This window comes from Pseudaestuariivita atlantica (assembly GCF_001205715.1).
GTDB lineage: Bacteria > Pseudomonadota > Alphaproteobacteria > Rhodobacterales > Rhodobacteraceae > Pseudaestuariivita > Pseudaestuariivita atlantica.
The window spans coordinates 385781-411955 of sequence record NZ_AQQZ01000004.1; the positions used below are offsets into that span (position 1 = coordinate 385781).

General features: G+C 66.9%; 21 protein-coding genes. 13 read left to right on the plus strand and 8 right to left on the minus strand.

Annotation, left to right across the window (positions count from 1 at the left end):
• The first annotated feature begins 2 nt into the window (after positions 1-2).
• From bchB to hemA, 12 genes are all read left to right on the plus strand, one after another.
• A complete protein-coding gene (bchB, locus tag ATO11_RS11245; protein WP_050530951.1) occupies positions 3-1565 on the plus strand; it encodes a ferredoxin:protochlorophyllide reductase (ATP-dependent) subunit B in 1563 nt (520 codons plus the stop codon).
• Entirely contained in the window at positions 1555-5046 is a 3492-nt protein-coding gene (locus ATO11_RS11250; RefSeq protein WP_050530952.1) for a cobaltochelatase subunit CobN, read from the plus strand. Before bchB ends, ATO11_RS11250 begins: the two co-directional genes overlap by 11 nt.
• Before the next feature lie 106 nt (positions 5047-5152).
• Complete coding sequence (gene bchL, locus ATO11_RS11255; protein ID WP_050530953.1) at positions 5153-6052, plus strand: ferredoxin:protochlorophyllide reductase (ATP-dependent) iron-sulfur ATP-binding protein; 900 nt, start codon at positions 5153-5155, stop codon at positions 6050-6052.
• A 29-nt stretch (positions 6053-6081) separates the two neighbouring features.
• Positions 6082-6798, plus strand: coding sequence for a magnesium protoporphyrin IX methyltransferase (bchM, locus tag ATO11_RS11260; RefSeq protein ID WP_050531118.1), 717 nt, complete (start codon positions 6082-6084; stop codon positions 6796-6798).
• Positions 6795-8231 (plus strand): PucC family protein, encoded by a 1437-nt coding sequence (locus tag ATO11_RS11265; RefSeq protein WP_050530954.1) that lies wholly within the window; start codon positions 6795-6797, stop codon positions 8229-8231. Before bchM ends, ATO11_RS11265 begins: the two co-directional genes overlap by 4 nt.
• Before the next feature lie 19 nt (positions 8232-8250).
• The gene (puhA, locus tag ATO11_RS11270; protein WP_050530955.1) at positions 8251-9018 is read left to right on the plus strand and encodes a photosynthetic reaction center subunit H; all 768 of its coding nucleotides are present in this window, start codon (positions 8251-8253) and stop codon (positions 9016-9018) included.
• A 13-nt stretch (positions 9019-9031) separates the two neighbouring features.
• Positions 9032-9655, plus strand: coding sequence for a photosynthetic complex putative assembly protein PuhB (gene puhB, locus ATO11_RS11275; RefSeq protein WP_242601404.1), 624 nt, complete (start codon positions 9032-9034; stop codon positions 9653-9655).
• Between the two features lie 5 nt (positions 9656-9660).
• On the plus strand, positions 9661-10110 hold the full coding sequence (gene puhC, locus ATO11_RS11280; protein ID WP_050530957.1) for a photosynthetic complex assembly protein PuhC: 450 nt from the start codon (positions 9661-9663) through the stop codon (positions 10108-10110).
• 10 nt (positions 10111-10120) lie between these two features.
• Positions 10121-10417, plus strand: a complete 297-nt coding sequence (locus ATO11_RS11285) for a hypothetical protein (protein WP_050530958.1) — start codon at positions 10121-10123, stop codon at positions 10415-10417.
• 35 nt (positions 10418-10452) lie between these two features.
• The gene (gene acsF, locus ATO11_RS11290) at positions 10453-11553 is read left to right on the plus strand and encodes a magnesium-protoporphyrin IX monomethyl ester (oxidative) cyclase (RefSeq protein WP_050531119.1); all 1101 of its coding nucleotides are present in this window, start codon (positions 10453-10455) and stop codon (positions 11551-11553) included.
• Positions 11554-11602: 49 nt separating this feature from the next.
• Positions 11603-12403: a putative photosynthetic complex assembly protein PuhE gene (gene puhE, locus ATO11_RS11295; protein ID WP_242601405.1), complete on the plus strand. Its 801-nt coding sequence runs from the start codon at positions 11603-11605 to the stop codon at positions 12401-12403.
• The gene (hemA, locus tag ATO11_RS11300) at positions 12393-13607 is read left to right on the plus strand and encodes a 5-aminolevulinate synthase (RefSeq protein ID WP_050530960.1); all 1215 of its coding nucleotides are present in this window, start codon (positions 12393-12395) and stop codon (positions 13605-13607) included. The genes puhE and hemA overlap by 11 nt, the downstream gene beginning before the upstream one ends.
• Before the next feature lie 36 nt (positions 13608-13643).
• Here hemA and ATO11_RS11305 read toward each other — a convergent pair whose 3' ends face one another.
• The 4 genes from ATO11_RS11305 to xylB are packed head-to-tail and all read right to left on the minus strand — an operon-like array spanning position 13644 to position 18176.
• Complete coding sequence (locus ATO11_RS11305) at positions 13644-14444, minus strand: HalD/BesD family halogenase (protein ID WP_050530961.1); 801 nt, start codon at positions 14442-14444, stop codon at positions 13644-13646.
• Positions 14441-15370 (minus strand): aldose epimerase family protein, encoded by a 930-nt coding sequence (locus ATO11_RS11310; protein ID WP_050530962.1) that lies wholly within the window; start codon positions 15368-15370, stop codon positions 14441-14443. The genes ATO11_RS11305 and ATO11_RS11310 overlap by 4 nt, the downstream gene beginning before the upstream one ends.
• Before the next feature lie 40 nt (positions 15371-15410).
• Positions 15411-16715, minus strand: a complete 1305-nt coding sequence (xylA, locus tag ATO11_RS11315) for a xylose isomerase (protein ID WP_050530963.1) — start codon at positions 16713-16715, stop codon at positions 15411-15413.
• Between the two features lie 3 nt (positions 16716-16718).
• The gene (gene xylB, locus ATO11_RS11320) at positions 16719-18176 is read right to left on the minus strand and encodes a xylulokinase (protein WP_050530964.1); all 1458 of its coding nucleotides are present in this window, start codon (positions 18174-18176) and stop codon (positions 16719-16721) included.
• 99 nt (positions 18177-18275) lie between these two features.
• Here xylB and ATO11_RS11325 point away from each other — a divergent pair, with 99 nt between their 5' ends.
• Positions 18276-19487, plus strand: coding sequence for an MFS transporter (locus ATO11_RS11325; RefSeq protein WP_050530965.1), 1212 nt, complete (start codon positions 18276-18278; stop codon positions 19485-19487).
• A gap of 6 nt (positions 19488-19493) precedes the next feature.
• Here the strand turns inward: ATO11_RS11325 and ATO11_RS11330 are convergent, their stop codons facing one another.
• From ATO11_RS11330 to ATO11_RS11345, 4 genes are read right to left on the minus strand one after another with little or no spacing between them, the layout of a single operon-like run.
• Positions 19494-21533: a hypothetical protein gene (locus ATO11_RS11330; RefSeq protein WP_050530966.1), complete on the minus strand. Its 2040-nt coding sequence runs from the start codon at positions 21531-21533 to the stop codon at positions 19494-19496.
• Positions 21530-24304, minus strand: a complete 2775-nt coding sequence (locus ATO11_RS11335; RefSeq protein WP_050530967.1) for a DUF4159 domain-containing protein — start codon at positions 24302-24304, stop codon at positions 21530-21532. The genes ATO11_RS11330 and ATO11_RS11335 overlap by 4 nt, the downstream gene beginning before the upstream one ends.
• Positions 24305-25177 carry a DUF58 domain-containing protein gene (locus tag ATO11_RS11340; RefSeq protein ID WP_050530968.1) on the minus strand — a complete coding sequence of 291 codons (873 nt, stop codon included), beginning with the start codon at positions 25175-25177 and terminating at the stop codon, positions 24305-24307.
• Positions 25174-26175, minus strand: a complete 1002-nt coding sequence (locus ATO11_RS11345; protein WP_050530969.1) for an AAA family ATPase — start codon at positions 26173-26175, stop codon at positions 25174-25176. The genes ATO11_RS11340 and ATO11_RS11345 overlap by 4 nt, the downstream gene beginning before the upstream one ends.

Genomic DNA, 26175 nt, shown 5'->3' on the forward strand with positions numbered 1-26175 from the left:
CCATGAAGCTGACGGTCTGGACATATGAAGGCCCGCCCCACGTGGGTGCGATGCGGGTCGCCACGGCGATGAAAGGGCTGCATTACGTCCTGCACGCGCCGCAGGGCGACACCTATGCCGATCTGCTCTTCACCATGATCGAGCGGCGCAATCACCGCCCGCCTGTGACCTACACGACGTTCCAGGCCCGCGACCTGGGCTCTGACACGGCGAACCTGTTCAAGACCGCCGCGCAAGAGGCCTATGATCGCTTCCTGCCCGAGGCGATGATCGTTGGCGCGTCCTGCACCGCCGAACTGATCCAGGACGATCCCGGCGGCATGGCCGAAACGATGGGTCTGCCCGTCCCGGTGATCCCGCTGGAACTGCCGTCTTACCAGCGCAAGGAAAACTTCGGCGCGGATGAGACGCTGTTCCAGATCGTGCGCGCGCTGGCGCGTCCGTGCGAAAAGACGGCGCGCCCGTCCGTCAACCTGATCGGCCCCACCGGCCTTGGCTTCCGCCACCGTGACGACATTACCGAGATCACGGCGCTGCTCGACGATATGGGCGTCGACGTGAATGTCGCCGCACCTTACGGCGCGTCTCCGAGCGACCTGACGCGTTTGGGCGCCGCCCATGCCAACGTGCTCATGTACCCAGAGACGGGCGAAGCCGCCTGCCGGTGGATGGAGCGTGAGTTGTCGCTGCCCTTCACCAAGGTCGTGCCGATTGGCGTCGGCGCGACCCACGATTTCGTCAGGGAACTGGCGGGCCTTCTGGGCATCACACCGCGGCTCAATGAGAGCCGGTTGCGGTTGCCGTGGTACTCGGCATCGGTCGACTCGACCTACCTGACCGGCAAACGCGTTTTCATTTTCGGCGACGGCACCCACGCAATGGCGATGGCCCGAGTCGCGCGGGACGAGATGGGGTTCGAGGTGGTTGGCCTTGGTTGCTACAACCGCGAGATGGCCCGACCCCTCCGCGCGATGGCGCGGGACTATGGTGTCGAGGCGCTGATCACCGACGATTACCTTGAAGTCGAACGCGCCATCGAGGCCGCCGCGCCCGAGATGATCCTTGGCACCCAGATGGAACGCCACACGGCCAAGCGGCTGGGCATCCCCTGCGCCGTGATCTCGGCCCCCGTGCATGTGCAGGATTTCCCGGCGCGGTATTCGCCGGTGATGGGGTTGGAAGGCGCGAACGTATTGTTCGACACGCTGGTGCACCCGCTGGTCATGGGGCTGGAGGAGCATCTGCTGACGATGTTCCGCGAGGATTTCGAATTCCACGATGCGGCGGGGCCGTCGCATCATGGAGGTCATGCGCCTTTGGCGGTTGGCGGGAGTGAGGGGCCAGCCCCTCACACTCCCCGAGGTATTTCCGAACCAGAGAAGATCGAACCCGCGCCGGGTGGAGAGGTCATCTGGTTGACGGATGCCGAGCGCGAGTTGCGGAAGGTGCCGTTCTTTGTCCGTGGCAAGGCGCGGCGGAATACCGAGGCCTTCGCGGCTGAACGGGGCGTGGCCGAGATCAGTGTCGAGACCCTTTACGAGGCGAAGGCGCATTATGCGCGGTGATCTGGATCCATATCGCGTGGTTCTGATCACGCTGGACCGGCATGCCGCCGGGCCGTGTGACGTGGCAGCCGAGCGGTTGGCGTCGGAGTTTCCGGGGCTGGAGATTGCCGTTCATGCCGCCGCCGAGTGGGGCGAGCGACCGGAGGCGCTGGAGGCGGCCAAGGAGGACGTGGAGCGGGGCGATATCGTTGTGACCTCGCTGTTGTTCCTTGACGATCATGTGCGCGCGATCCGCCCGGCGCTGGAAGCGCGGCGGGACCAGTGTGACGCGATGGCTGGCATCATCGCGGATGCGCAGATCGTGAAGCTGACGAAGATGGGTGCGCTCGACATGGCGGCGCCGACCTCGTCCACGATGCAGCTGTTGAAGAAGCTGCGCGGGTCGTCCGAGCCCAAGACCGAGGATGGCGCGAAGAAGATGCGCATGTTGCGGCGGCTGCCGCGCATCCTGCGGCTGATACCGGGCAAGGCGCAGGACCTGCGGGCGTGGTTCCTGACCATGCAGTACTGGCTGGGTGCGTCGGACGACAATATCGAGGGGTTGGTGCGGTTCCTGATCTCGCGTTATGCGAGCCGTCCGGAGTGGCGCGGGGCGGATGCGCCCTTGCCGACCGAGTACCCCGATGTGGGTCTGTATCACCCCGATTGCGGCATCGTGACCGATCTGGCGGACTTGCCTGCGAGTGACGCACCTGCGGTGGGCGTGCTGATGATGCGGTCGTACGTGTTGTCGTCTGACACTGCCCATTACGACGCGGTGATCCGCGCGTTCGAAGCGCGGGGGCTGCGGGTGATCCCGGCTTTTGCTGGTGGCCTTGATGGACGGCCCGCGATTGACGCGTATTTCGAAGGGATCGATGCGCTGGTGTCGCTGACCGGGTTTTCGCTGGTTGGCGGGCCTGCCTATAACGATAATGCGGCGGCGATTGACGTGCTGACGCGGCTCGACGTGCCCTACATCGCGGCGCATCCGCTGGAGTTTCAGACGCTCCAGCAGTGGGACGCGTCGCAGGGCGGGCTGGGGCCGATCGAGACGACGATGCTGATCGCTTTGCCCGAGCTGGATGGCGCGACGGTGCCGACGGTTTTTGCCGGGCGGCACGGGGCCGGGCATGCGCCGGAGGGTGCGCGGGCCGATGCGATGGCGCCTGCGCCGGAGCGGGTGGAGGCCTTGGCCGACCGGGTGGCGCGGCAGGCGCGGAACCGGCGGGCGCGGAATGCGGATCGCAAGGTTGGGATCGTGCTTTTCGGCTTCCCGCCGAACGCGGGAGCGGCGGGGACGGCGGCGCATCTGGACGTGTTTGCCTCGCTTCTGAACACGCTGCGCGGGTTAGCGGAGCAGGGCTATTCAGTCGATGTGCCGGAGACGGTCGAGGCGCTGCGCGAGGCGGTGCTGGGCGGGTCGGCGGCGCAGTACGGGCAGGAAGCGAACGTGGCCGCGCTGGTCACCGCTGACGACATCGTGCGCGGGACGCCGTGGTTGAACGAGATCGAGGCCGTGTGGAGCCCGGCGCCGGGGCGCGTGCAGTCGGACGGGCGGGGGGTGTTCGTGCTGGGCCAGCAGTTCGGCAACGTGTTTGTCGGGTTGCAGCCGGGGTTCGGGTACGAGGGCGACCCGATGCGCCTGCTGTTCGAGGGTGGCTTTGCGCCGACCCATGCGTTCAGCGCCTTTTACCTGTGGCTGCGGGAGACGTTCAGGGCCGATGTGCTGCTGCATTTCGGGATGCACGGGGCGCTGGAATTCATGCCGGGCAAGCAGGCGGGTCTGTCGGGCCAGTGCTGGCCGGATCGGCTGATCGGGGACGTGCCGAACGTCTACCTGTACGCCGCCAACAACCCTTCCGAGGCGACGCTGGCCAAGCGCCGGTCGGGCGCGGTAACGGTCACGCACCTGACGCCGCCCTTGGCGCAGGCGGGGCTCTACAAGGCGCTGGCCGAGTTGAAGGACTCGCTGACGCGGTGGCGGAGCTTACCGGATGCCGAGCGGGACGATGAGCTTGCGACGCTGATCGCTGATCAGGCGGCGACTGTGGACCTGCCGGGGGACGACCCGGACGGGCTGTGGCTGAAGCTGCTCGATACCGAAAGCGCGTTGATCCCCGAGGGACTGCACGTCGTCGGCGCACCACTCACGGAGGCGGAGCGGCAAAGCTACCTCGACGCCATGCCGGAGCCGACGGAGGCCGCGCGGGAGGCGCTGGCGCAGGACACCGAATTGCCGGGTCTGATCCGCGCGCTGGGCGGGCATTACACGCCGCCGGTGCCGGGGGGCGACATCGTGCGCAACGCCGACATCCTGCCCACGGGCCGCAACATCCACGCGTTCGACCCGTTCCGGATGCCGTCGGAATATGCCTGCCGTGCGGGTGCGGAACAGGCTCGATTGCTGTTGGAAACGCACGCGACGCTGCCGCGGTCGGTCGCGGTGGTTCTGTGGGGGTCGGACAATATCAAGTCGGATGGCGAGCCCATTGGGCAGGCGTTGGCGCTGATCGGGGCGAAGCCGCGGTTCGATGCGTTCGGGCGCATGTGCGGGGCGGACCTGATCCCGCTGGAAGAGCTGGGTCGCCCGCGGATCGACGTGGTGATGACCCTGTCGGGCATCTTCCGCGACCTGCTGCCGTTACAGACGAAACTGCTGGCCGAGGCCGCGCTGCTGGCGGCGATGGCGGATGAGCCGGACGAGATGAATTTTGTCCGCGCCCATGCCCGAGCCTATGCCGCCGAGCATGGCTGCGACATGGAGACGGCGGCGTTGCGCGTCTTCTCGAATGCCGAGGGCGCGTACGGGTCGAACGTGAACCAGTTGGTCGATGCCTCGGCCTTTGGCGAGGAAGACGAGCTGGCCGATGCCTACGAGGCGCGGAAGTCGTTCGCCTATGGCACGGACGGCAAGGCGCGGAAGAACGCGGAACTTCTGACGCGGGCGCTGGCGGATGTGGATCTGGCCTATCAGAACCTTGAATCGGTCGAGTTGGGGGTCACCACGGTTGACCATTATTTCGACACGCTGGGCGGTATCTCGCGTGCGGTGAAGCGGGCGCGGGGTGGCGATGAGGCCGCCGTCTATATCAGCGACACGACGCGCGGGACGGGCAAGGTACGTACACTGGCGGACCAGGTGGCGCTGGAGACACGCTCCCGCTCGCTAAACCCGAAATTCTACGAGGCGCTGTTGAAGCACGGGGCCGAGGGCGTGCGCCAGATCGAGGCGCATGTGACCAACACGATGGGTTGGTCGGCGACCACGGGACAGGTGGAGCCGTGGGTGTACCAACGCATCAGCGAGACTTTCGTGCTGGACGACGAGATGCGCGCGCGGCTGGCGGAGTTGAACCCGGTTGCCTCCAGCCGGATGGCGAACCGTCTGCTGGAAGCGTCGGACCGCGCCTATTGGACGCCGGATGCCGAGACGCTGGATGCGTTGCAGGCGGCGGCGGATGCGCTGGAAGACCGGATGGAAGGGGTGGCGGCGGAATGATCGTGCGTGGCCTCTTGGATCGGGCGTGCGTGGGGGCCAGCCCCCACACCCCCGAGGTATTTTTGAACCAGAGAAGGACCGTGGAGTCCTTCGAAAGGAGGGGCGGATGAGCCCATTGGATCGCAATCCCCCGGTGCTGCGGGGGCAGGATGGCGAAGGATCGGTGCAGGTGCACCAGGACGCCTCGATGAAGATCGAGGGGGCCAAGGTCTTTTCGGTCTATGGCAAGGGCGGGATCGGGAAGTCGACGACCTCGTCCAACCTGTCGGCGGCCTTTGCCAAGCTGGGCAAGCGGGTGCTGCAGATCGGGTGTGATCCGAAGCACGACAGCACGTTTACGTTGACCGGGCGGTTGCAGCCCACGGTGATCGACATCCTGAAGGAGGTGGATTTCCACCCCGAGGAGTTGCGCCCCGAGGATTTCGTGACCGAAGGCTGGGGCGGCGTGCAATGTGTGGAGGCCGGTGGGCCGCCTGCGGGCACCGGCTGTGGCGGGTACGTCGTGGGGCAGACGGTAAAGCTGCTCAAGCAGCATCACATGCTGGATGACACCGACGTGGTGATCTTTGACGTGCTGGGCGACGTGGTGTGCGGGGGCTTTGCGGCGCCCTTGCAGCACGCCGACCGTGCGGTGATCGTGACGGCCAACGATTTCGACTCGATCTACGCGATGAACCGGATCATCGCCGCCGTTCAGGCCAAGAGCGCGAACTACAAGGTGCGGTTGGCGGGATGTGTCGCCAACCGGTCGAAGGCCACGGACGAGGTGGACCGGTATTGCGACGTGGTGGGCTTCAACCGCATCGCGCACATGCCCGATTTCGACGCGATCCGGCGGTCTCGCCTGAAGAAGAAGACGCTGTTCGAGATGCCGGACGAGGACGACATCGTCATGGCACGGGCCGAATACGTGCGGCTGGCCGAGACGCTGTGGCGCGGGACCGAACCGCTGGCCCCCGCCCCGCTGCCCGACCGCGAGATTTTCGAGCTTCTGGGTTTCGATTGATGGACGGATCGCGCCCTCCCCTGTCCCGCATGAGCGGTGATATCGCCGAACTGCCCGCGACGCGGTCGGCCTATGCGCGCACGCGCGCACGGGTGGAGACGTATTTCGACCGCACCGCAACGCGCACGTGGGAGGCGCTGACGTCGGACGCGCCGGTGTCGCGCATCCGCCAGACGGTTCGCGCGGGCCGGGACGAGATGCGCGCGATGATCCTGACGCGCCTGCCGCTCGACATGACGGGGCAGCGGGTGCTGGATGCGGGCTGTGGCACCGGGGCGCTGAGCGTCGAACTGGCGCGGCGCGGGGCGGAGGTTGTGGGCGTCGATATCTCGCCCTCGCTGATCGGGATCGCGCGGGCACGCCTGCCGCGCGATGTGCGTCACCAGGTGAGCTTTGCCTCCGGTGACATGCTGAGCGCCCAGCACGGCTATTTCGAACATGTCGTCGCGATGGACAGCCTGATCTATTACTCGGCGGGCGATATCGCGCGGGCGCTGCATGATTTTGAATACCGCACGTCGGGGTCGATCGTGTTCACCGTCGCGCCGCGCTCGGCGCTGCTGATGATGATGTGGCGCGCGGGGCAGATGTTTCCCAAGGCTGACCGCTCGCCCACAATGGTGCCGCACAGCTTCGACGGTTTGCAGCGCGCCTGCCGCGATGCGGGCGTGCGGCGGATGCTGCGCCCGGTCACGCGGGTGCATCGCGGGTTCTACATCAGCGCGGCGATGGAGCTGACGCCATGACCGCCCGCGCGCCCCATCCCCTGACGCGCCTGACGATGCGCGCGCTGCCCTTCGCGGATGCGGCGAGCGAGGGTCTGCCGCTGGGCCAGTTGCTGCGCCTGTCGCTGTTCCAGGTCTCCGTCGGCATGGCCACCGTCATGCTGCTGGGGACGCTGAACAGGGTGATGATCGTCGAGCTTTCGGTGCCCGCGATGGTCGTGGCGCTGATGATCGCGCTGCCGGTGCTGATCGCGCCGTTCCGGGCGCTGCTGGGCTTCCGGTCGGACACCTATCGCAGCGCCATCGGGTGGAAGCGGGTGCCTTACCTGTGGTTCGGGTCGTTGTGGCAGATGGGCGGTCTGGCGGTCATGCCCTTTGCGCTGATCGTGCTGTCGGGTGACCAGACGCTCGGGCCCACATGGGCCGGGGAAGTGCTGGCGGCGCTGGCCTTCCTGATGACGGGCCTGGGCCTGCACATGACGCAGACGGCGGGGCTGGCACTGGCCGCCGATCGTGCGGATGAAGAAACGCGGCCGCGCGTCGTGGCGCTTTTGTACGTGATGTTCCTCTTGGGGATGGGTCTGTCGTCGCTCGTCATCGGCTGGCTCCTGACCGATTTCAGTCAGGAGCGGTTGGTGCGGGTCGTGCAGGGGGCGGCGCTGGCCGGCATCCTGTTGAACCTGATCGCGCTGTGGAAACAGGAAAAGGTGCGCCCGATGTCGCGGGAGGAGCGCGCTGCGCCGCGTCCCCGGTTCCGCGACGCATGGGCGGATTATGCCGGTGGCGGTACGGCGGGGCGGCTGCTGGCGGTCGTCTTTGCCGGGACGATGGCGTTCAACATGCAGGACGTTCTGCTGGAGCCCTATGGCGGCGAGATCCTTGGCCTTTCGGTATCAAAGACCACGTGGCTGACGGCGCTGTGGGCAAGCGGGGCGCTGGCAGGCTTTGCGCTGGCGGGTCGCAGGTTGGCGCGGGGAGGCAACCCGTTCCGCATGGCGGGGATGGGTCTGGTCGCGGGGCTGTTCGCCTTCGCGCTGGTGATCTTTGCCGCGCCGTTGCAATCGACACCCCTGTTCTACGCAGGTGCGGTGCTGATCGGGTTTGGCGGCGGGTACTTTGCCGTGGCCACCCTGATGGCCGCGATGACGCTGCCCGCCGAAGGGCTGGCCGGTCGCGGTCTGGCGCTGGGCGCGTGGGGCGCTGCGCAGGCCACGGCGGCGGGGCTGGCCATCGCGCTGGGTGGCGGCATTCGCGACATCGTGGGCGGTGCGGCCCTCGCCGGACGGTGGGGTGAGGCACTGGCCAATCCCGCGACCGGTTATTCGGCCGTCTACCACCTCGAAATCGGACTTCTGTTCGTCACGCTTATCATCCTGGGTCCCCTCGTTCGCGCGGGGACCCGGCAACTCAACACCCGTCAGGCCCGGCTGGGCCTGGCGGATTTTCCGACCTGAGACTTAAGGAGACCATCCCATGGCGGAACCATTCTTTGGCAATTTCGATCTGGTCAGCCTGACGCTCTGGCTGTTCTACATCTTCTTCGCCCTGCTGGTGTACTACCTCCAGCGCGAGAACATGCGCGAAGGTTACCCGATGACGGATGACGACGGAAACGTCGCCGCCAATCAGGGGCCGTTCCCCGTGCCCGAGGACAAGACCTTCATCCTGCCCAACGGGCGCGGCACCAAGTCGCTTCCGTCCGAACAGACGCCCGAGCGCGCGGATATCGCGCTGCAACGGGTCGGTCCGGGCAACGGGTACCCGTTGGAACCGACGGGCGATCCGATGGCCGATGGCGTCGGCCCCGCATCATGGGCCCCGCGGGAGGACATCCCCGAGCTTAACTGGAAAGGCCATCCCAAGATCATCCCGATGCGCAACACCGAATTCGTGCACGCCGCCGGGTCGGACCCGCGCGGGTACCCCGTGATCTCCGGTGACAAGCAGGTCGTGGGCACCGTCACCGACATGTGGGTGGACGAACCCGAGCAGCTGGTGCGCTACCTCGAATACACGCTCGACGACGCACATGGCGGCGGTACGCGGATCGTGCCGATCACGCTGGCGCGCATCTGGATGGGCAAGGTGTTCATCAAGTCGCTCTATGCCCACAACTTCGCGGGCATCCCGACCACGGCCAGCGATGCGCAGGTGACCAAGCTCGAAGAGGACAAGATCAGCGGCTACTACGCCGGTGGCTACCTCTATGCGAGCGAAGCGCGGCAAGAGCCGCAGCTCTGACAGGAGGTGCGTCATGCACGACGATTTTGACCAGGAACCGATCAAGGGCCTGCCCGAGCTTCCGCCGGAAGGCGAGGTAATCCTGTGGCAGGGGCGGCCTGACTGGCGCGCGCTGGCGTGGCAATCGCTGAGCCTGCCGTGGGTGATCGGGTATTTCGTCGTGCTGGCGCTGTGGCGGTTCGGCGCGGCGGTGGACCTGATGCCGTTGGGTCAGGCGGTGGCGGTCTCCATGCCGTTCCTGATCCTCGGCGCGATCGTCGTCGCGCTGTTGACGGCTTTTGCCGCGATCCAGGCTTGGGCGACCGTCTATACCGTGACGAACCGGCGGGTGGCGATGCGCATTGGCGCGGCGCTGACCGTCACGCTGAACCTGCCCTATCGCCAGATCGCCCGCGCCGACCTTGCCATGGGCCGGCGCGGCACCGGCACCATCGCCTTCGACACGCTGGGCGATGTGCAGTTCAGTTACGTCATGACATGGCCGCACGTGCGGCCATGGCGTATGAAAAAGACCCAGCCCGCCCTGCGCTGCATCCCCGATGCCGAACGCATCGCCCGCCTGATCGGCGAGGCGGCAGAGGCGCGCATTTCCCAACCCGAAATCCGCCTGCCCAAGCAGGCGATCGCCGCGGAGTAGAGACGATGGCCGACACGCGTTCGCACGACACCCCGGTGATCCCGCCCTTCATGGGCAAGGCCATGCTTGGACTGGTTCTGGGCGCCCTGGTCGTCGCCTCGTATGCGCGTCTGACGGACAGGCCCCTGTCGGCCACCCCGCCCGTGTCCGAGGTTGCCATGTCGCGCGACGTGATCCTGCGGGCCGACCAGTCGGGCCGGATCATCGTGCTTGACCCGATGGGCAGCGCCATCGCGCATCTTGACGAAGCGAAAGGCGGGTTCATCGCTGGCGTCGCGCGCGTGTTGCAGCGCGAACGCACAAAGGCGGGCACGGACCTGAACGGTCCCGTCACCGTCTCTCGCCACGAAAACGGACGGCTGTCGATCACCGACCCGTCCACCGGATGGAGCGCCGACCTGATGGGGTTCGGCGCAGACAATGCCAGAGCCTTCGCCCGGCTTCTGGCGCAATGAGGAGAGAACCATGGGATTGCTGACCCGAGAGTTCGAGAAAGTCCCCTGCACCGTCGAGGTGAGCCACAAGTTCGAAAGCCTGCACGCGCATGTGCGGTTCGACGACGGATCGGTCATCCACCCCGGTGACGAGGTGAAAGTGCATGGTGCCGAAATCATGGCGCCCTTCGGCGAGATCGTCGTCGAACAGCGCGAGGCCACCATCGTCCGCGCCTCGTGGCTGGAACGCCAGTGGACGCGCCTGACCGGCGACCTTGAGGTGATGGAGCTGTGCGAGTTCTCCTTCTCCGAGGAGGTGACGCTGTGAATATTCAGAACCCGCGCACCTCCGGTGCGACGAACATGCACGCCAAGCACACCGCCGACGCCACCACCGTCGAAGAGGGCCTTGCCATCCAGGAAGAGCAGGCCAAGTACGACAGCCAGTTTGCCACCGACGTGGCGATGCAGAACACCCTGCTGACGCCGCGCTTCTACACCACCGATTTCGACGAGATGGACGCGATCGACGTCTCCCCCGTCCGGGCCGAGTGGGACGGGCTGATCGAAGAGATGGAATCAGACCCGAACAAGGGTCATTTCAAGAAGAATGAGGACTGGGACACCGTCGATTGGGACGGGATGGAGCCGCAGTTGAAGAAGGAGTTCATCGACTTCCTGATCTCTTCCTGCACCGCCGAGTTCTCGGGCTGCGTCCTTTACAAGGAGATGAAGCGGCGCGGCAAGAACGGTGACATCGTGCAGCTGTTCCAACTGATGGCGCGGGACGAGGCGCGGCATGCCGGGTTCATCAACGACGCGCTGCGCGAGGCGGGGGTTGCGGTGAACCTCGGTTTCCTGACGCAGAAGAAGAAGTACACCTACTTCCGGCCGAAGTTCATCTATTACGCGACCTACCTCAGCGAAAAGATCGGCTACGCCCGCTACATCACGATTTTCCGGCATTTGCAGGCCAATCCCGAACACCGCTTCCACCCGATCTTCAAGTGGTTCGAGGAATGGTGCGGCGACGAGTTCCGCCATGGCGAGGCGTTCGCGCTGCTGATGAAAACCGACCCGAAGCTGACCAGCGGCATCAACGTCTACTGGATCAAGTTCTTCCTGACGGCGGTCTATGCCACGATGTACGTCCGTGACCATCAGCGTCCCGCCTTCCACGAGGCATTGGGGGTCGACCCGGACTGGTACGCTCACGAGGTCTATACCAAGACATCGAAGCTCAGCGAACAGATCTTCCCGATCACGCTGGATATCGAGCATCCGCGCTGGCAGCGCGGGCTGGTGCGGTTGCAGAAGGCCAATGCCGACCTTGCAGCGGCCAACAATTTTCTTGCGAAAATTGTGGCGCAGGCGCAGGCGGGTGCGGCGTTCCTGTCGCTGCTGACGATCCCGGCCATTCGCCATGACGTGCCCGATAGCGTCCGGCTGGAGCCTGCGTACTGATGGCACCTCGTCGCGCCCTTGCATGCGCGCCTCGGGACAGGGGGCGCTTGTGACCAGCCCCTGGATCGCTGCGGCCTTCGCGCTGTTTGCCTGGTGGTTTTCCACCGGGGCGATCCTGTTCGCGGTGCGCGTGGCGGACCGGGCGAACAGGGGCACGGCGCTGACGGTTCTGTCGCTGCCCGTCTTCGCGCTGGGCGTCTGGGGGCTGAGCACCACGTTCCATATCGAAACGCCCATGGCAGCCACCTATGCATTCCTGTCGGCGCTGGCGGTCTGGGGCTGGATCGAACTGGCCTTCCTGACGGGAGAGATCACCGGGCCGAATACCTCCCCCTGTCCCGAGGGCGTCCCGGAATGGGAGCGGTTCCTGCGGGCATGGGGCACCGTGGCTTATCACGAGATACTTCTGACCGCCGCGCTTATCGCGATCCTGTGGTTCGGCTGGGGGGCACCCAACGCATTCGGCCTCTGGACCTTCGTGGTGCTATACTTTGCGCGGGTGTCGGCCAAGCTGAACCTCTATGCCGGGGTGCCGCGCATCAACGTGGAATTCCTGCCCGCGAAGCTGACGCACCTGCAAAGCCATTTCCGGATCGCACCGATGAACTGGCTCTACCCCGTGTCGATCACCGCGCTGACCTTCGCCACCGCCTGCTGGCTGGAGCGGCTTTACGCGGTGAGCGCGCCGGCGGACGTGACGGGCTTTGCCCTTTTGGCGGCGATCACGACGCTCGCCCTTCTGGAACACTGGCTGATGGTGCTGCCGCTGCCGGATGCGAAACTCTGGCGCTGGATGCTGCCCGCGCCCAAACGACAAGACACGACAAGGGAGATGGCCGATGGACTTTGACGGGCTGTTCAACGAACAACTGGACGTGCTGAAAGACGAGGGCAACTATCGCATCTTCGCCGAGCTCGAGCGCCGCTGCGGTGCCTTCCCGCGCGCGCGCAGCCACGATGACGACGCACCAGACGAGGTGACGGTCTGGTGTTCGAACGACTACCTTGGCATGGGCCAGAACACCGAGGTGCGCGCCGCGATGAAACGCGTGATCGACGAGTGCGGCGCGGGCGCGGGGGGCACGCGCAACATCTCGGGGACCAACCACCACCACAAGGTGCTGGAGGCGGAACTGGCCGACCTGCACGGCAAGGAAAGCGCGCTGCTGTTCACCTCGGGCTACGTGTCGAACTGGGCGGCCTTGTCGACGCTCGGGGCGCGGCTTCCGGATGCGGTGATCCTGTCGGACGAGCTGAACCATGCCTCGATGATCGAAGGCATGCGCCACGCCCGCTGCCAGAAGGTGATCTGGAAGCACAACGACCCCGAAGACCTTGACCGCAAGCTGACCGCGCTTCCGTCGAACGCGACCAAGATCGTGGCGTTCGAGAGTGTCTATTCGATGGACGGCGATATCTGCCCGATGCAGGAAATCGTCGAAGTGGCCGAGAAACACGGCGCCATGACCTATCTCGACGAGGTGCATGCCGTGGGCCTGTACGGTCCCCGCGGCGGCGGCATTTCCGAACGCGAAGGGCTGGCTGACCGGATCACGCTGATCGAGGGCACGCTGGGCAAGGCCTATGGCGTTGTCGGCGGTTACATCACCGGGTCCGAGGCGCTGTGCGACTTCGTCCGGTCCTTTGCCAGCGGGTTCATCTTTACCACGGCATTACCCCCGGCAGTGGCGGCGGGCGCGACCACCTCGATCCGGCACCTGAAGGCGTCGAGCGCAGAGCGCAAGCGCCAGCGCGAACAGGTGGCCAAGCTGCGCGCCGCGCTTGACCGCGAAGGCATCCCGCACCTGCCGAACCCGTCCCATATCATCCCGGTGATGATCAAGGATCCGGTCAAATGCCGCCAGATCGCCGATATCCTGATGCAGGATTACGGGATCTACGTGCAGCCGATCAATTACCCGACCGTCCCGAAAGGCACGGAGCGGCTGCGCTTCACCCCCGGCCCGCTGCACACCGATGGCGACATCGACCGCCTTGTCACGGCGCTGAAGACGCTGTGGAAGCAATGCGCCATCGCTCACCAGGTGGCGTGACGGAGGGAGAATTTTCGTACGGAAATTCTGGCTGGCTCAGGCGTAGGTGGTGCGCCCGTAAAAGCCCATCTGCTCTTCGCGGGTGAACATCGCGCCGGGGCGTTCATAATAGGTCAGAACCGCGATCATTCGCGGGCGATCCCCGACCACGGGGGTCACACGGTGTGGCGTGTTCACACCCTTGAACACGTTCAGCGTCCCCGGCACGACCGACATGGATTTCATCTGCGGGTCATCCCCTGCCAGAAGCTGTGCGACACCCTCGTAATTCGGATCGTCGGGTGTGCGCAGGCCCGTGCGGTATTCGAACGCGCCGCCCTCGTCCGGGGCCTGCAGCAACAGCGTGACCGTGAATTCCGAGCGGTCGAAATGCCAGTTCAGCGCCTGCCCCTCGGCGTATTGCATGACGTTGAACGCCGCGAGCGGGTCGTCCATCGGATAAAGCGCGGGCTTGTCCATCACGGTGGCAAGGAAATCGATCAGCGGTTGCCAGCGATAGATCTGCCCGACAAGCGACCCGTCCAGCTGGTCCGAACACAGCGTGTTGTTCGACGTATCGAACGGGCGCAGGGCGGGGTGATCGGGGGCGAGGCCCGGCACCTCCTTGCGGAAATAGACGTTGTGGGTGCGCGCGTGGTTGAAGCTTTCGGTGGCCATCTTCGGCTTGTGGCGGTCGGCCTCCGTCTGCGCGGCGGCAGCCGTCACGAAAGCGTCGAGGTTGAACATCCCTTCGGCTTCCATCTCGCTCCGGCAGCGCGCGACAAGCGCCGCGTAGGCGTCCGATCCGGGCGCGTCGAGGGGGAAGTCGGCGAGGTTGAGCGCGGAGTGGAGGGTCATGCGATCTCGATCGTTGTTGTCTGGGTGTAGGGGGCGTCGGGCGTTGCGATGGAGGCGGGAAAGCCCTTGTTCAGCGCGTCGGGATACCCCTGCGCTTCGAGGCAGAGCGCGGCAAAGGGCAGGTGGCGCGGGCCGGGCATCGGCGTGCCGTGCGGGCCCAGCGTGACCGAGGAATAGACTTGCAATCCCGGCTGGTCCGTCCAGAGCCGCAGGCGCAGCCCGTCCGGCGCGGTCAGGGTCGCCGCAGGGCCTTCGCCGGGGTCGAGGACAACATTGGCATCGCTGCCCTCGCGGTCGGGATCGGCCAAACCCAATCGGCGCGGTTTGCGGAAATCGTAAATCGTGCCGTCAACTGGCGCGACTTTCCCCAGCGGAATCAGGTCGGGGCCGTTGGGGGTGTAGTTCGACGCGCGCAGTTGCAGCACGTGGTCCATCACGTCGCCATCGCCCATCAGGTTGAAATAGCTGTGCTGCGCAAGGTTCACCGGGCTGGGCCTGTCCACGGTGACTTTCATGTCGTACCGCAACGCCGCCCCGTCGAGCGTCATGGTCACGCTTGCCTCTGCCTTGCCCGGATATCCCTGGTCGCCGTCCTCCGAGGTCAGCGTCAACCGTACCGCGCGGGACCCGTCCCGTTCCATCCGCCAGTTGCGCCAGCCGAACCCGCCGGGGCCGCCGTGGATGTGATCAGGTCCGGCGTTGCGGGGCAGGGTGTGCGTCTGGCCGTCCAGCGTGAAACGCCCGCCGCTGATCCGGTTCGCCACGCGCCCGATCACGATGCCCATGGCCACCGGGTTGGCGATGTAATCCGCCGGGTTGCCATAGCCGAGCACGACCGACCGGTGCGGGCGGCTTTTAACCTCCCACGCTTGGATCGCGCAGCCGATGGACAGCACGGTGATCCGCGCCTTTTCCGTCTCTAACACGGCTGTTTCGATGTCTCTCGGATCGATGGCCGGGCGGTCCTCAGACAAAGCGGTTGACCCAGTTTTCCAGTTGCTCCTGCCGGCCGGAACTTGGTTCGGGATTGATTTCGTCATCCAGAACGCGCTGCGTGATGGTGGCGAGGTCGCTGTCGAACATTGCCTTGGCTTCGGGCGTGTTCCAGCCCGCGTAGCGTTCGGCCAAAGCCTGCTCCATACCGCCGTCGTCCAGCATCGCCAGTGCCGCCTTGAACCCCCGCGCGCAGACATCCATGCCGCCGACATGCGCGGCCAGAAGGTCCTCGGCATCCAGCGACTGGCGGCGCAGCTTGGCGTCGAAATTGGTGCCGCCCGTGGTAAAACCGCCCGCCTTCAGGATGTGATAGTAACACAGCGCAACTTCCGGGACGTTGTTGGGGAACTGGTCGGTGTCCCAACCGGATTGGTAATCGTTGCGATTCATGTCGATCGACCCGAAAACGCCCAAGGCAGCGGCGGTCGCGATCTCGTGCTCGAACGAATGGCCAGCAAGGATCGCGTGCCCCTGTTCGAGGTTCAGTTTCACCTCTTTTTCCAGCCCGTATTTCTGGAGGAAGCCAAAGCACGTGGCGGCGTCGTAATCATACTGGTGCTTGGACGGTTCCTGCGGTTTCGGCTCGACAAGGATCTGCCCCTTGAAACCGATCTTGTGCTTGTATTCGACCACCATCGACAGGAAGCGGCCCATGTGGTCCAGTTCCTGCCCCATGTCGGTGTTCAACAGCGTCTCGTACCCTTCGCGCCCGCCCCACAGGACATAGTTCTCGCCACCCAGCGCCTGCGTCGCGTCCATGCAGGATTTCACCGTCGCCGCCGCGAAGGCAAAGACATCAGGGTCGGGATTGGTCGAGGCGCCCGCCATCCAGCGCCGGTGAGAGAACATGTTGGCCGTGCCCCACAGCAACTTGGTGCCCGTTTCCTCCATCTTGGTGCCGAAATAGTCGGTCATTTCCTGCAGCCCGGCGAGGTTGCCCGCGAAGGTGCCGGTTTCGGGCCGCACATCCGCGTCGTGGAAGCAGAAATAGGGCTGGCCCAGAAGGCGGAACATCTCGAACGCGGCATCGGCCTTCAGCTTGGCGGTGTCGAGGCTGTCTTGCGGGTGCCAAGGCCGTTCGAACGTCTGCCCTCCGAACGGGTCGCCGCCTTCCCATGCGAAGGAATGCCAGTAGGCGACGGCAAAGCGCAGGTGATCTTCCATCCGTTTTCCGGCGACGACCTCGTCCGGGTCGTAATGGCGGTAGGCGAGCGGGTTGGTGCTATCGGCACCTTCGTATGAAATGGCGTCGATGCCTTTGAAAAAGTCGGTCATGAATCAGGCTCCTTGCAGGGCGGAGAGGGCCGGGTAGGTCGCGGTGAACCGCGCATAGGCCGATGAATAAGCGTGTGTGAGGGTCGTGTCGGGATCGATCGTGCGGGCGATGTCGGGGCGGGTCATGACGCCGGCCACGTCCGCGCCGGTGGCACCGCAGATGGCCAGCCGGGCCGCACCCATCGCCGCGCCGAACTCTCCCTGCGCGGGCAGGTCGAGCGGGACGCCAAGCACGTTGGCAAGGGTCTGGCACCAGAAGGGCGATTGCGTGCCGCCGCCGATGGCGATGAGCCGGTCCAGCCGCGCACCCGTGGCTTTCAGCGCCTCCAGCCCGTCGCGCAAGCCAAAGGCCACGCCTTCCATCACCGCCTGTGCCATGTCGGCGGGTCCATGCGCGATATCGAGCCCGGTGAACCCGCCCCGGATCGCGGCATCGTTGTGAGGCGTTCGTTCACCCGACAGGTAGGGTGCGAATTGCGCGGAGGACGGCCCGGTGGGCGCATCCGGCAACAGGTCCGACAGCGCCGCCGGGGGTTGCCCGGTGATCCCGCCCAGCCAGTTGAGGCTGTCGGTCGCCGCCAGCATCACCGACATCTGGTACCAGCGCTCCGGGATCGCGTGGCAGAAGGTATGCACGGCGGTTTCGGGCATCGGTGCGCAGGTGTCCCGCGCGGCGAGGATCACGCCCGAGGTGCCAAGCGACACGAACCCCGCCCCTTCGGCCCACGCGCCCACACCGCAGGCGGCCACGGCATTGTCGGCCCCGCCGCCCACGACCTGCACGTTCGAGGGCAGGCCCCAATCGCGCGCGAGGTCGGCGCGCAGGGTACCCGCCACCTCGGTCCCTTCGATCAGGCGCGGCATCTGCGCGCGATCCATGCCCCCGGCGTCCAGCAAGAGCGCAGACCAGTCGCGCGCCGCGATGTCCAGCCACGCGCTGCCAGCGGCATCCGACATCTCTGCCACCGCCTCGCCAGTCAGGTGCCGGATCAGGTAGTCCTTGGGCAGGTGCACCATCGCGACCCGCGCGAAGATGTCGGGCTCTTCCTCGGCCACCCAGACAAGCTTGGGCGCGGTGAAACCCGGAAAGACGATGTTGCCCGATGCCTCCCGCACGCCCGGCGTCGCGTCGAGCCGCGCCGCCTGCGCATGACTTCGCGTGTCGTTCCACAGGATGCAGGGCCGCAGCGGCGCACCGGTGTCGTCCACCAGCACCGCGCCGTGCATATGCCCCGAAATGGCCAGCGCGCGGACGGCGCTCATCGGGCCGGGATGGTCCGCCGCAAGCGCGCGCATGGCGCTGTCGCAGGCGGTGATCCAGTGGGCCGGGTCCTGTTCCGACCAGCCGCTTGCCGGGTGCGACACCGAATAGCCCGCCTCGGCCGAGGCTACCGACGCGCCGGTATCGTCCACCAGCAGGGCGCGCAGCCCCGACGTGCCCAGATCCAGTCCCAGAAACATGCGTCCTCCCGTTTGCCGCTAGTCTGCGAAGTTACCGGCCCGTGTCAAAATCTAAATCGGCGGATCGACAGCCGCGCGTCGCGCGCCTAGCGTCCCGGCATGGAAACCGACAGCCGATATTCGTGGATCCGCCTCGTGGTGACGCTCGCGATTGCCGCGATCATCAATGTCGGCATGTGGGCGGTGATCATGGTTCTGCCGCAGGTGCAGGCCGAGTTCGGTGTGAGCCGCGCGGATGCCTCGCTGCCCTACACGGCCACCATGATCGGCTTCGCGCTGGGCAACATGGCGATGGGCCGCGTGGTGGATCGCCACGGCGTGACGCTCGCTTTGCTGGGTGCGGTGGCGCTGTTCGCGGCGGCGTCGGTCGCGGCGGCGCTGGCGCCGTCGATCTGGTGGCTGACAACCGCGCAATTCGCCATCGGGCTGGGCACGGCGGCGGGGTTCGGGCCGCTGATGGCCGATATCTCTCACTGGTTCCGGCGCTTTCGCGGGGTCGCCGTCGCGATCGTTGCATCCGGCAACTACCTGAGCGGCGCGATCTGGCCGGTCCTACTGTCGGGCCTGTTGGCCGAGGAAGGGTGGCGGGCGGTCTACCTTGCCCTTGCCGCCATCGCGCTGGTGATCGTGGTGCCGTTGAGCCTGTTCCTGCGCCACAAGATCAGTGCGGGGGCGCGGGCAGTGGCCAATGCGGATGTGGCCGCGCGGGCCGGGCGGATGCCGTTCACGCCCCGGCAGTTGCAGATCCTGCTGGCCGCTGCCGGCGTGGGCTGCTGCGTCGCGATGTCCATGCCGCAGGTCCACATCGTGGCGCTGAGCGTCGATCTTGGCTTCGGATCGGCGGTGGGGGCCGAGATGCTGTCGCTGATGCTGTTCGGCGGCGTCGTGTCGCGGCTGGTCTCGGGGTTGCTGTTCGACCGGCTGGGCGGGCTGGTTACCGTCCTGATCGGGTCGGGTCTGCAATGCCTCGCCCTGTTTCTCTACCTGCCTGCCCAGGGCCTCGCGTCGCTCTATGTCGTCAGCCTTGTCTTCGGGCTCAGCCAGGGCGGGATCGTACCTGGATACGCGGTGATCGTGCGGGATTACCTGCCCGCCGAAGAGGCCGGAGCCCGCGTCGGTTTCGTGATCATGATGACGATCCTCGGCATGGCGCTGGGCGGCTGGATGTCGGGCTGGATCTATGACGTGACCGGGTCCTACGAATGGGCGTTCTGGAACGGCATCCTGTGGAACCTTGGTAACCTAGCGATCCTCGGCACACTGTTCTGGACCACCACGCGCCGTGGACGGGTGCGCGGGGCTCCCGCCTGAACCGCGTCAGCTGCGGCCCTCGCGCAACCACGCGCCGATGGTCAGCGCCGCGATGACCAGCAGAACCAGCCAAGCGGGCAACAGGGACGTGTGCGATACCGACAGGGTTTCGTAGGCCGCGCGCGGCGTCAGCCCGATCCATCCCCGCCCCGCCGCAGGCCGCCCTTCGCGCACCTCGCGGATGCGCGGCGCCCCGTTTTCGAGCCGGTGCACGCCGCCCCGCATCGATTCCAGCGCGGGCGCGACGACTTCGCCGGTCGAAATCGTCGCCTCGAATTCCTTGGGCGATGCGGGGCCAAGGCCGATGACAGTGCTGTGCTCACCTTCTTCCAGCCGGTAAAGGCCGATCTCGGTCCCGGTGAACGTCGTCTCGAACCGGCCGGGCGCGGATTCCGCGAGCGGCAGCGTGAAGGTCCGGCCCGAAGGCGAGGTCAGCGTCACGTCGCCGACATTCTCGCCCAGCGTGCGGCGGATGATGCGCATGGTCTGGCCCGTCGCCTCGGCCAGCAGGGCCTCTTCTTCGAGGTCCGGCTCCTTCATCATCCAGTGCGCCAGCCGCCGCAGCAATTCCAGTTGCGGGCCGCCGCCTTCGTATCCGCGCGACCAGAGCCACGCCTGGTCCGACGCCAGCAGCGCCACGCGCCCTTCGCCCACGCGGTCGAGCATCAGAAGCGGCGCGTCGTCCACGCCCGACATGACGATGTCACCGGACCGTGGCGACAGTTCGACTTGCCGCAACCATCTGCCCCAGTCGGCGGGCGTGCCCAGCCCCGCCGTGACCGGGTGGCGGTCGCCGATTTCCGTCACCGTCGGGGCGAAGGCGCGTTCGACCACACGGGCCGTTGGCTCGCCCGGCAAGGCCTGCCCAAGCGGCGAGCGAAACAGCGAGTCGGCCGAGGCGAAATCCGGCCCGGCATTGATCAGAACCGCGCCGCCCCGCTCGATATAGCCGCGCACGTTGTCGAGGTAGAGCGCGGGCAGGATGCCCCGCCGCTTGTACCGGTCGAAGATGATCAGGTCGAAATCGTCGACCTTGTCGAGGAACAGCTCCCGCGTCGGGAAAGCGATCAGCGACAAGTCCGACACCGGCACGCCGTCCTGCTTGTCCGGTGGGCGCAGGATGGTGAAATGCACAAGGTCGACGGACGAGTCCGATTTCAGCAGGTTGCGCCACGTCCGCGTCCCGGCATGCGGTTCCCCCGATACAAGCAGCACGCGCAAGCGGTCGCGCACGCCGTTGATCTGGATCAGCGCGCGGTTGTTGCGGTCGGTCAACTCGCCGTCGACGGCGGGGGTCGAGAACTCGATCACGTTGCGCCCGCCATGGGGCAGGCGGATCGGCAGGTTCACGTTCTGCCCGATGGGCATGTTGAACCGCTGCGGCTCTTCACCATCCACGGCGATATCGATGACCGTTTGCGTGGCCGCCGGTGCCGCGCCCTGATCCTCGATCCGCAGCGTCAGGAGGACCTCCTCGCCGAGGATCGCGAAGGCGGGGGCGTTTTCGACGATCATGCGCCGGTCCCAATCCTCTTCCGACCCGGTCAGAAGCAGGTGCATCGGCGCGGGCAGGGACGGGGTGGCGTCCATGTCGTGCACCTGCCCGTCGCTGATCAGGATCACGCCGGATACCCGTGCGCGCGGCTCTTCCGCCAGCGCCTTGGACACCGCTGCCATCGCTTGCGTGCCAAGGTTCTCGCCCTCGTTCACGATGTCCACCCGCCGGGTTGTCGTGCCGTCGCGCGCGTCCAGCCGCGCGATCAGGTCGGCGGCGGCGGCCTCTGTCGTTTCCGCCCGGTCGGCCAGTTGCTGGCTGTCGGATGCATCAACCGCCACGATCACGATGTCATCCAGCGGCGCGCGGTCCTCGCGCACCAGCGACGGTTGCGCGATGGCGCCAAGGATCGCCGCGCCCGCCAGCGCCCGCAGCGCCCAGCCCGAAAGACCCCGCCAGATCGCAAGGGCCAGCCCCGCGACAAGCGCGACGGCCAGCGCGATCAGCACCGGCATCGGCAAAAGGGGATCGAAGACCACGAGGTTCGTCACTGGCCCAGCCTTTCCAGCAGGGCGGGCACATGCACCTGGTCGGATTTATAGTTGCCGGTCAGCACGTGCATCACGAGGTTCACGCCGAACCGGTAGGACATTTCCCGCTGCCGCTCGCCGGCAAAGCCGCGTCCGACGGGGAACATCGTGCGCCCGTCGGTGTCGCGCGCCCACGCGGCGGCCCAGTCGTTGCCGCCGATGATGACCGGCGTGACCCCGTCATTGAGGTTGCGGAACGGCATCCCCTCGATCGCTTGCGCGTCCGGCGGCGCGGCCTCGACCCAGACATCCCGACCCGCATGGCGGCCGGGAAAATCCTGGAGCAGGTAGAAGGTGCGCGTCAGCACGTGGTCGCCCGGAACGGGTTCCAGCGCGGGGATGTCCAGCGTCCGCGCGATCTGTTGCAGCTTGCGGCCTTCGGGTGACGACGCGCCGAACCCGGCCACATCCGCATCCCGCGTATCGAACAGGATCAACCCGCCGGACCGCAGGAAGGCGTTGAGCCGCGCTGACGCCTCGCGCGAGGGCAATGGCTGGTCGGCGGTGATCGGCCAGTAAAGCATCGGGTAAAAGGCCAGTTCGTCCCGTTCGAGGTTCACGCCGCGCGGTGCCGCCGGTTCGACCGAGGTGCGCTGGAACAGCGTCTGGCTCAGCCCGCGCAGACCTGCTTCGGCGATCTCGTCGACGCGGCGGTCGCCGGTCAGGACATGCGCGAGCACGATCTCTTTCGTGGCCTCGATAGCGGCCAATTCCTCGCTCTGCGCCGCGCCGGGATGCGGATGGAAGGCAAGGGCCAGTCCAAGGACAAGGCTCGCCGTCGTCGCCGCGCCGCGCATCCCGCCCAGACGGCCCGAAAGCCAGAGCGAGGCAAGGATGTCGATCAGCAACAGCGCCAGCGCCGCCGCCAGAAGCCACCCGCCGAGCGGCTGTTCCTGTGGCGCCTCCAGCCCCGCGACAGACACGCCCGCAGGCCATGTCGCTGCCGTCAGCACGGCGTCGACCTCGATCACGTTGCGCGCGATGGCGCGGTCGCCCGAAGTGTAAAGCCCCGGCCGCATGTCGGGACCCAGCGGAGCCTCGGCCAGCGTCTCGCCGCTCACCCCCGGCAGGGTCGAGGCATCGCGCAGCGTGCCGAACCCGTCGAGCACTTTTGCAGGTTCCCAGAACGTGCCCGCGAGATCCTGTGCATCCGGCGCCGTGATGGCGGTCGACACGGCGAGGCGTTCGAGCATCTGCACGAAGAGGCCCGACAGCGGCAGGGTGGACCATTCGGCATTGGCCGACACGTGCATCAGCACGACCTGCCCCTGCCCGATGCGCTTGCGGGTGACCAGCGGCGTGCCGTCGCTCAGCAGCGCGATCACCCGGTCGGCGAGCGTCGGATCGGGCTGGGCCATCACCTGGGCCGAGATGCGCACGTCGTCGGGAACGGACAAGCCGAAGAACGGGCTTTCGGCGGGGAAGGGGGCCAGCGATTTCGGCTCCCCCCACGACATCGCGCCGCCCACCGTGCGCCCCCCGGCGCGCAGGCGCACGGGCATCAGCGGGTCTTCGGTATCCCGGCTCAGATCGCTTGCAGCCACGCGCGGCCCGGCAAAGCGCAGCAAGAGCCCGCCTTCGGACACCCAGTCGGTCAATCCTTCGGTTTCCTCGGCCGTGAGCGACACGACATCGGCGAGGATGATGACATCAGGGTTGGCCGGCAGAACGTCGCCAAAGGGCGCATCCAGCAAATCCGCCGTCGGCTCCAGCGCCTTGGTCAGGAAGTGCACGGGCGACAGCAGTTCCAGCCCCTCCCGGTCATCGCGGCCCGCGAACAGCGCGACTTCGCGCCGGGCGAGGCTGTCATCCGGCAGGCTGACGGCGCCCGCGCTGGTCTGGCCAACTATGGCAAAGCGGGTGAGCCTTGCGCGCAGTTCGGCGGGAAGGTCCAGCACGGCCTCTGCAACCGTGGCGTCCGCGTCGAAGGGGAGGGTGATCCGGTCGATCTCCTGCACGGTGCCGTTCGGGTCGGTGCCGAAGGCCGCGACCTGAAGCGCCGGGATCGCGTCGGTGTCGCGCCGGTACCCGGTCAGCGTGATCGCGCCGTCCGCAAACTTCGCCGGGCCAAGGGCCACGACCGGGGTGCCGGGCTCGATCACCTGCACGCGCCCCTGCGCGGTCAGCAAGTCGAGCAAGGGTACGCGGTTGTCCCGTGCCACCCCGTCCGACAGCCACAGCGTGTCGAACGGATCAAGAGACGCCAGTGCGCTGATCGTGGCCGCCATGTCGGCGTCCCGCGGGGTCCACGGTTCGGGCGCAAGGCCGGACAGCTGCGCGCGCACGTCACGGGCCGAACGGAAGGCAGGTTCCTGCGGGTCCGTCAGCTGGATCAGCGCGGCGGGCCGGTCGTCGCGTTCCGCCTCTGCCAGCGCCGCGTCGACGGCGGCGATCTGCGCCGCCCAACCTGTGCCCGAAGCCCATGACGCATCCAGCAGCACCATCAGCGGCTGGTCGCCGGCCTGCGCATTGTCGCGGGGGTTCAGGATCGGCCCGGCCAGCCCGAGGATCACCGCCGCCACCGCAAGGCAGCGCAGCAGCAACAGCCACCACGGCGTGCGGTCCGATACGTGGTCTTCGTCCTTCAGGCCCAGAAGCAGCGTGACCGCCGGGAACAGCCTTCGGATCGGAGCGGGCGGGATGGCGCGCAGGATCAGCCACAGGACCGGTAAGGCGATCAGGGCCAGCAACAGCCAGGGCGTGGTAAAGGCGAGGGCGCCGAGGCTCAGCATCTACAGCCTCCGGTCCAGCGCATGGTACAGCCACATCAGCGCCGCCTGCGCCGATTGGTCGGTATGGTGGCAATGGTATTGCCACCCGGTGACCGAGGAGAGGTGCGACAGCCGCGCCTTCCGCTCTGCCAGCCGGTCGAGGTACCGGTCGCGCAGGTCATCGGCCTTGAGCGTTTCATGCGCAAGCGACCCGCCCACGCTTTGAAAGATCGCGCGGCCCCGGAAGGGGAAATTCTCCTCGACCGGGTCGAGGATCTGCAGAAGCACCCCGCGCACGCCCCGGTCGGCGGCCTTGGTCAGCGCGGTTTCGACCTCGTCGATCTCTCCCAGGAAATCCGATACGAACACGGCCTGGCTGCGCGGCAGCATCCCCCGGTGTTCCGGCGGGCTGTAATCGGCATCTTCGGCGTCGAGGAACATCTCGGCCAACCGAAGGATCTGGATGTCCCCCCGCCGCGGCGGGAGGCGGGTGCCGGTCAGGCCGACACGTTCACCCGACCGCAACAGCAACACGGCCAGTGCGAGGCCGACCAGCCGCGCGCGGTGCGCCTTGTCGGGGTGCTGGCCCGAGGTGAACCGCATCGACCCGGCCTGATCGATCCACAATTGCACGGTCTGGGCGATCTGCCACTCGCGTTCGCGCACGAATTGCGTGTCGCCACGCGCCGAACGCCGCCAGTCGATCATCCGCCGCGAATCGCCGGGCCGTGCCGGGCGGTATTGCCAGAAATCATCCCCCAGCCCGGCACGCCGCCGCCCATGGGTGCCCAGCAGCACGGTAGAGGCGAGGTGATCGGCATGCGCAAGAAGGTCGGGCAGCCGGGCGGCGGCCTCTTCAGCTTCAAGCCGCAGGGAGGGGGCGGTCTGGGTCACGCCGCGACGCTCACCGCGTCCTCGGTCTGGGCGCGGATCAGGTCGGGCAGGCTTTCGCCTCGGGCGCGGGCCGAGAAGCTCAACCCCATCCGGTGTTGCAACACGGGCAGCGCCATCGCCACGACATCCTCTGCCGAGGGCGCAAGGCGACCGTCCAGCAACGCGCGGGCGCGCACCGTCAGCATCAGCGCCTGTGCGGCGCGCGGGCCGGGGCCCCATGCCACGGTGTTGCGCACCACGTCGGGCGCGCTGGGATCATCGGGCCGCAAGCGGCGGACAAGGTCGAGGATCTGGTCGACCACGCTGTCGCCCACCGGCATCCGGCGCAGCAGGTCCTGCGCGTCGATCAGGTCGGCCGCGGAAAAGACCTCGGTCGAGGTGCCGCTTTCCGCACCGGTGGTGGCCAGCAGGATGTCGCGCTCGGTCTCGCGGTCGGGATAAGCGACGTCGATCTGCACGAGGAACCGGTCAAGCTGCGCCTCGGGCAGCGGGTAGGTGCCTTCCTGTTCGATCGGGTTCTGCGTGGCGAGCACGTGGAACGGCGCGTCCAGCGGGCGGTCGACACCGGCGACAGACACCTGTTTTTCCTGCATCGCCTGCAGGAGCGCCGATTGCGTCCGGGGGGAGGCGCGGTTGATCTCGTCCGCCATCAGGAGCTGGCAAAAGACCGGGCCCGGCACGAAGCGGAAGCTGCGCGACCCGTCCTCGCCCTGGTCCAGCACTTCCGATCCAAGGATGTCGGCCGGCATCAGGTCGGGCGTGAATTGCACGCGGTTGGTGTTCAGCCCCATCACGGTGCCCAGCGTGTCGACCAGCAGGGTCTTTCCAAGGCCGGGCAGGCCGATCAGCAGGGCATGGCCGCCGCAGATCAGGGCGGTGAGCGACAGGTCCACGACCTGCTCCTGCCCGATGAACCTTGCGGCGATGGAGGCCTTGGCCGCCGTCAACTTCTCGCCCAGGGCTTCGATGTCACCAACCATTTGGGTGGGGTCCGTCAT

Coding starts and splice junctions, on each gene's coding strand:
- bchB (WP_050530951.1), top strand. CDS start 3: ATGAAGCTGACGGTCTGGACATATGAAGGCCCGCCCCACGTGGGTGCG.
- ATO11_RS11250 (WP_050530952.1), top strand. CDS start 1,555: ATGCGCGGTGATCTGGATCCATATCGCGTGGTTCTGATCACGCTGGAC.
- bchL (WP_050530953.1), top strand. CDS start 5,153: ATGAGCCCATTGGATCGCAATCCCCCGGTGCTGCGGGGGCAGGATGGC.
- bchM (WP_050531118.1), top strand. CDS start 6,082: ATGAGCGGTGATATCGCCGAACTGCCCGCGACGCGGTCGGCCTATGCG.
- ATO11_RS11265 (WP_050530954.1), top strand. CDS start 6,795: ATGACCGCCCGCGCGCCCCATCCCCTGACGCGCCTGACGATGCGCGCG.
- puhA (WP_050530955.1), top strand. CDS start 8,251: ATGGCGGAACCATTCTTTGGCAATTTCGATCTGGTCAGCCTGACGCTC.
- puhB (WP_242601404.1), top strand. CDS start 9,032: ATGCACGACGATTTTGACCAGGAACCGATCAAGGGCCTGCCCGAGCTT.
- puhC (WP_050530957.1), top strand. CDS start 9,661: ATGGCCGACACGCGTTCGCACGACACCCCGGTGATCCCGCCCTTCATG.
- ATO11_RS11285 (WP_050530958.1), top strand. CDS start 10,121: ATGGGATTGCTGACCCGAGAGTTCGAGAAAGTCCCCTGCACCGTCGAG.
- acsF (WP_050531119.1), top strand. CDS start 10,453: ATGCACGCCAAGCACACCGCCGACGCCACCACCGTCGAAGAGGGCCTT.
- hemA (WP_050530960.1), top strand. CDS start 12,393: ATGGACTTTGACGGGCTGTTCAACGAACAACTGGACGTGCTGAAAGAC.
- ATO11_RS11305 (WP_050530961.1), bottom strand. CDS start 14,444: ATGACCCTCCACTCCGCGCTCAACCTCGCCGACTTCCCCCTCGACGCG.
- xylA (WP_050530963.1), bottom strand. CDS start 16,715: ATGACCGACTTTTTCAAAGGCATCGACGCCATTTCATACGAAGGTGCC.
- xylB (WP_050530964.1), bottom strand. CDS start 18,176: ATGTTTCTGGGACTGGATCTGGGCACGTCGGGGCTGCGCGCCCTGCTG.
- ATO11_RS11325 (WP_050530965.1), top strand. CDS start 18,276: ATGGAAACCGACAGCCGATATTCGTGGATCCGCCTCGTGGTGACGCTC.
- ATO11_RS11335 (WP_050530967.1), bottom strand. CDS start 24,304: ATGCTGAGCCTCGGCGCCCTCGCCTTTACCACGCCCTGGCTGTTGCTG.
- ATO11_RS11345 (WP_050530969.1), bottom strand. CDS start 26,175: ATGACGGACCCCACCCAAATGGTTGGTGACATCGAAGCCCTGGGCGAG.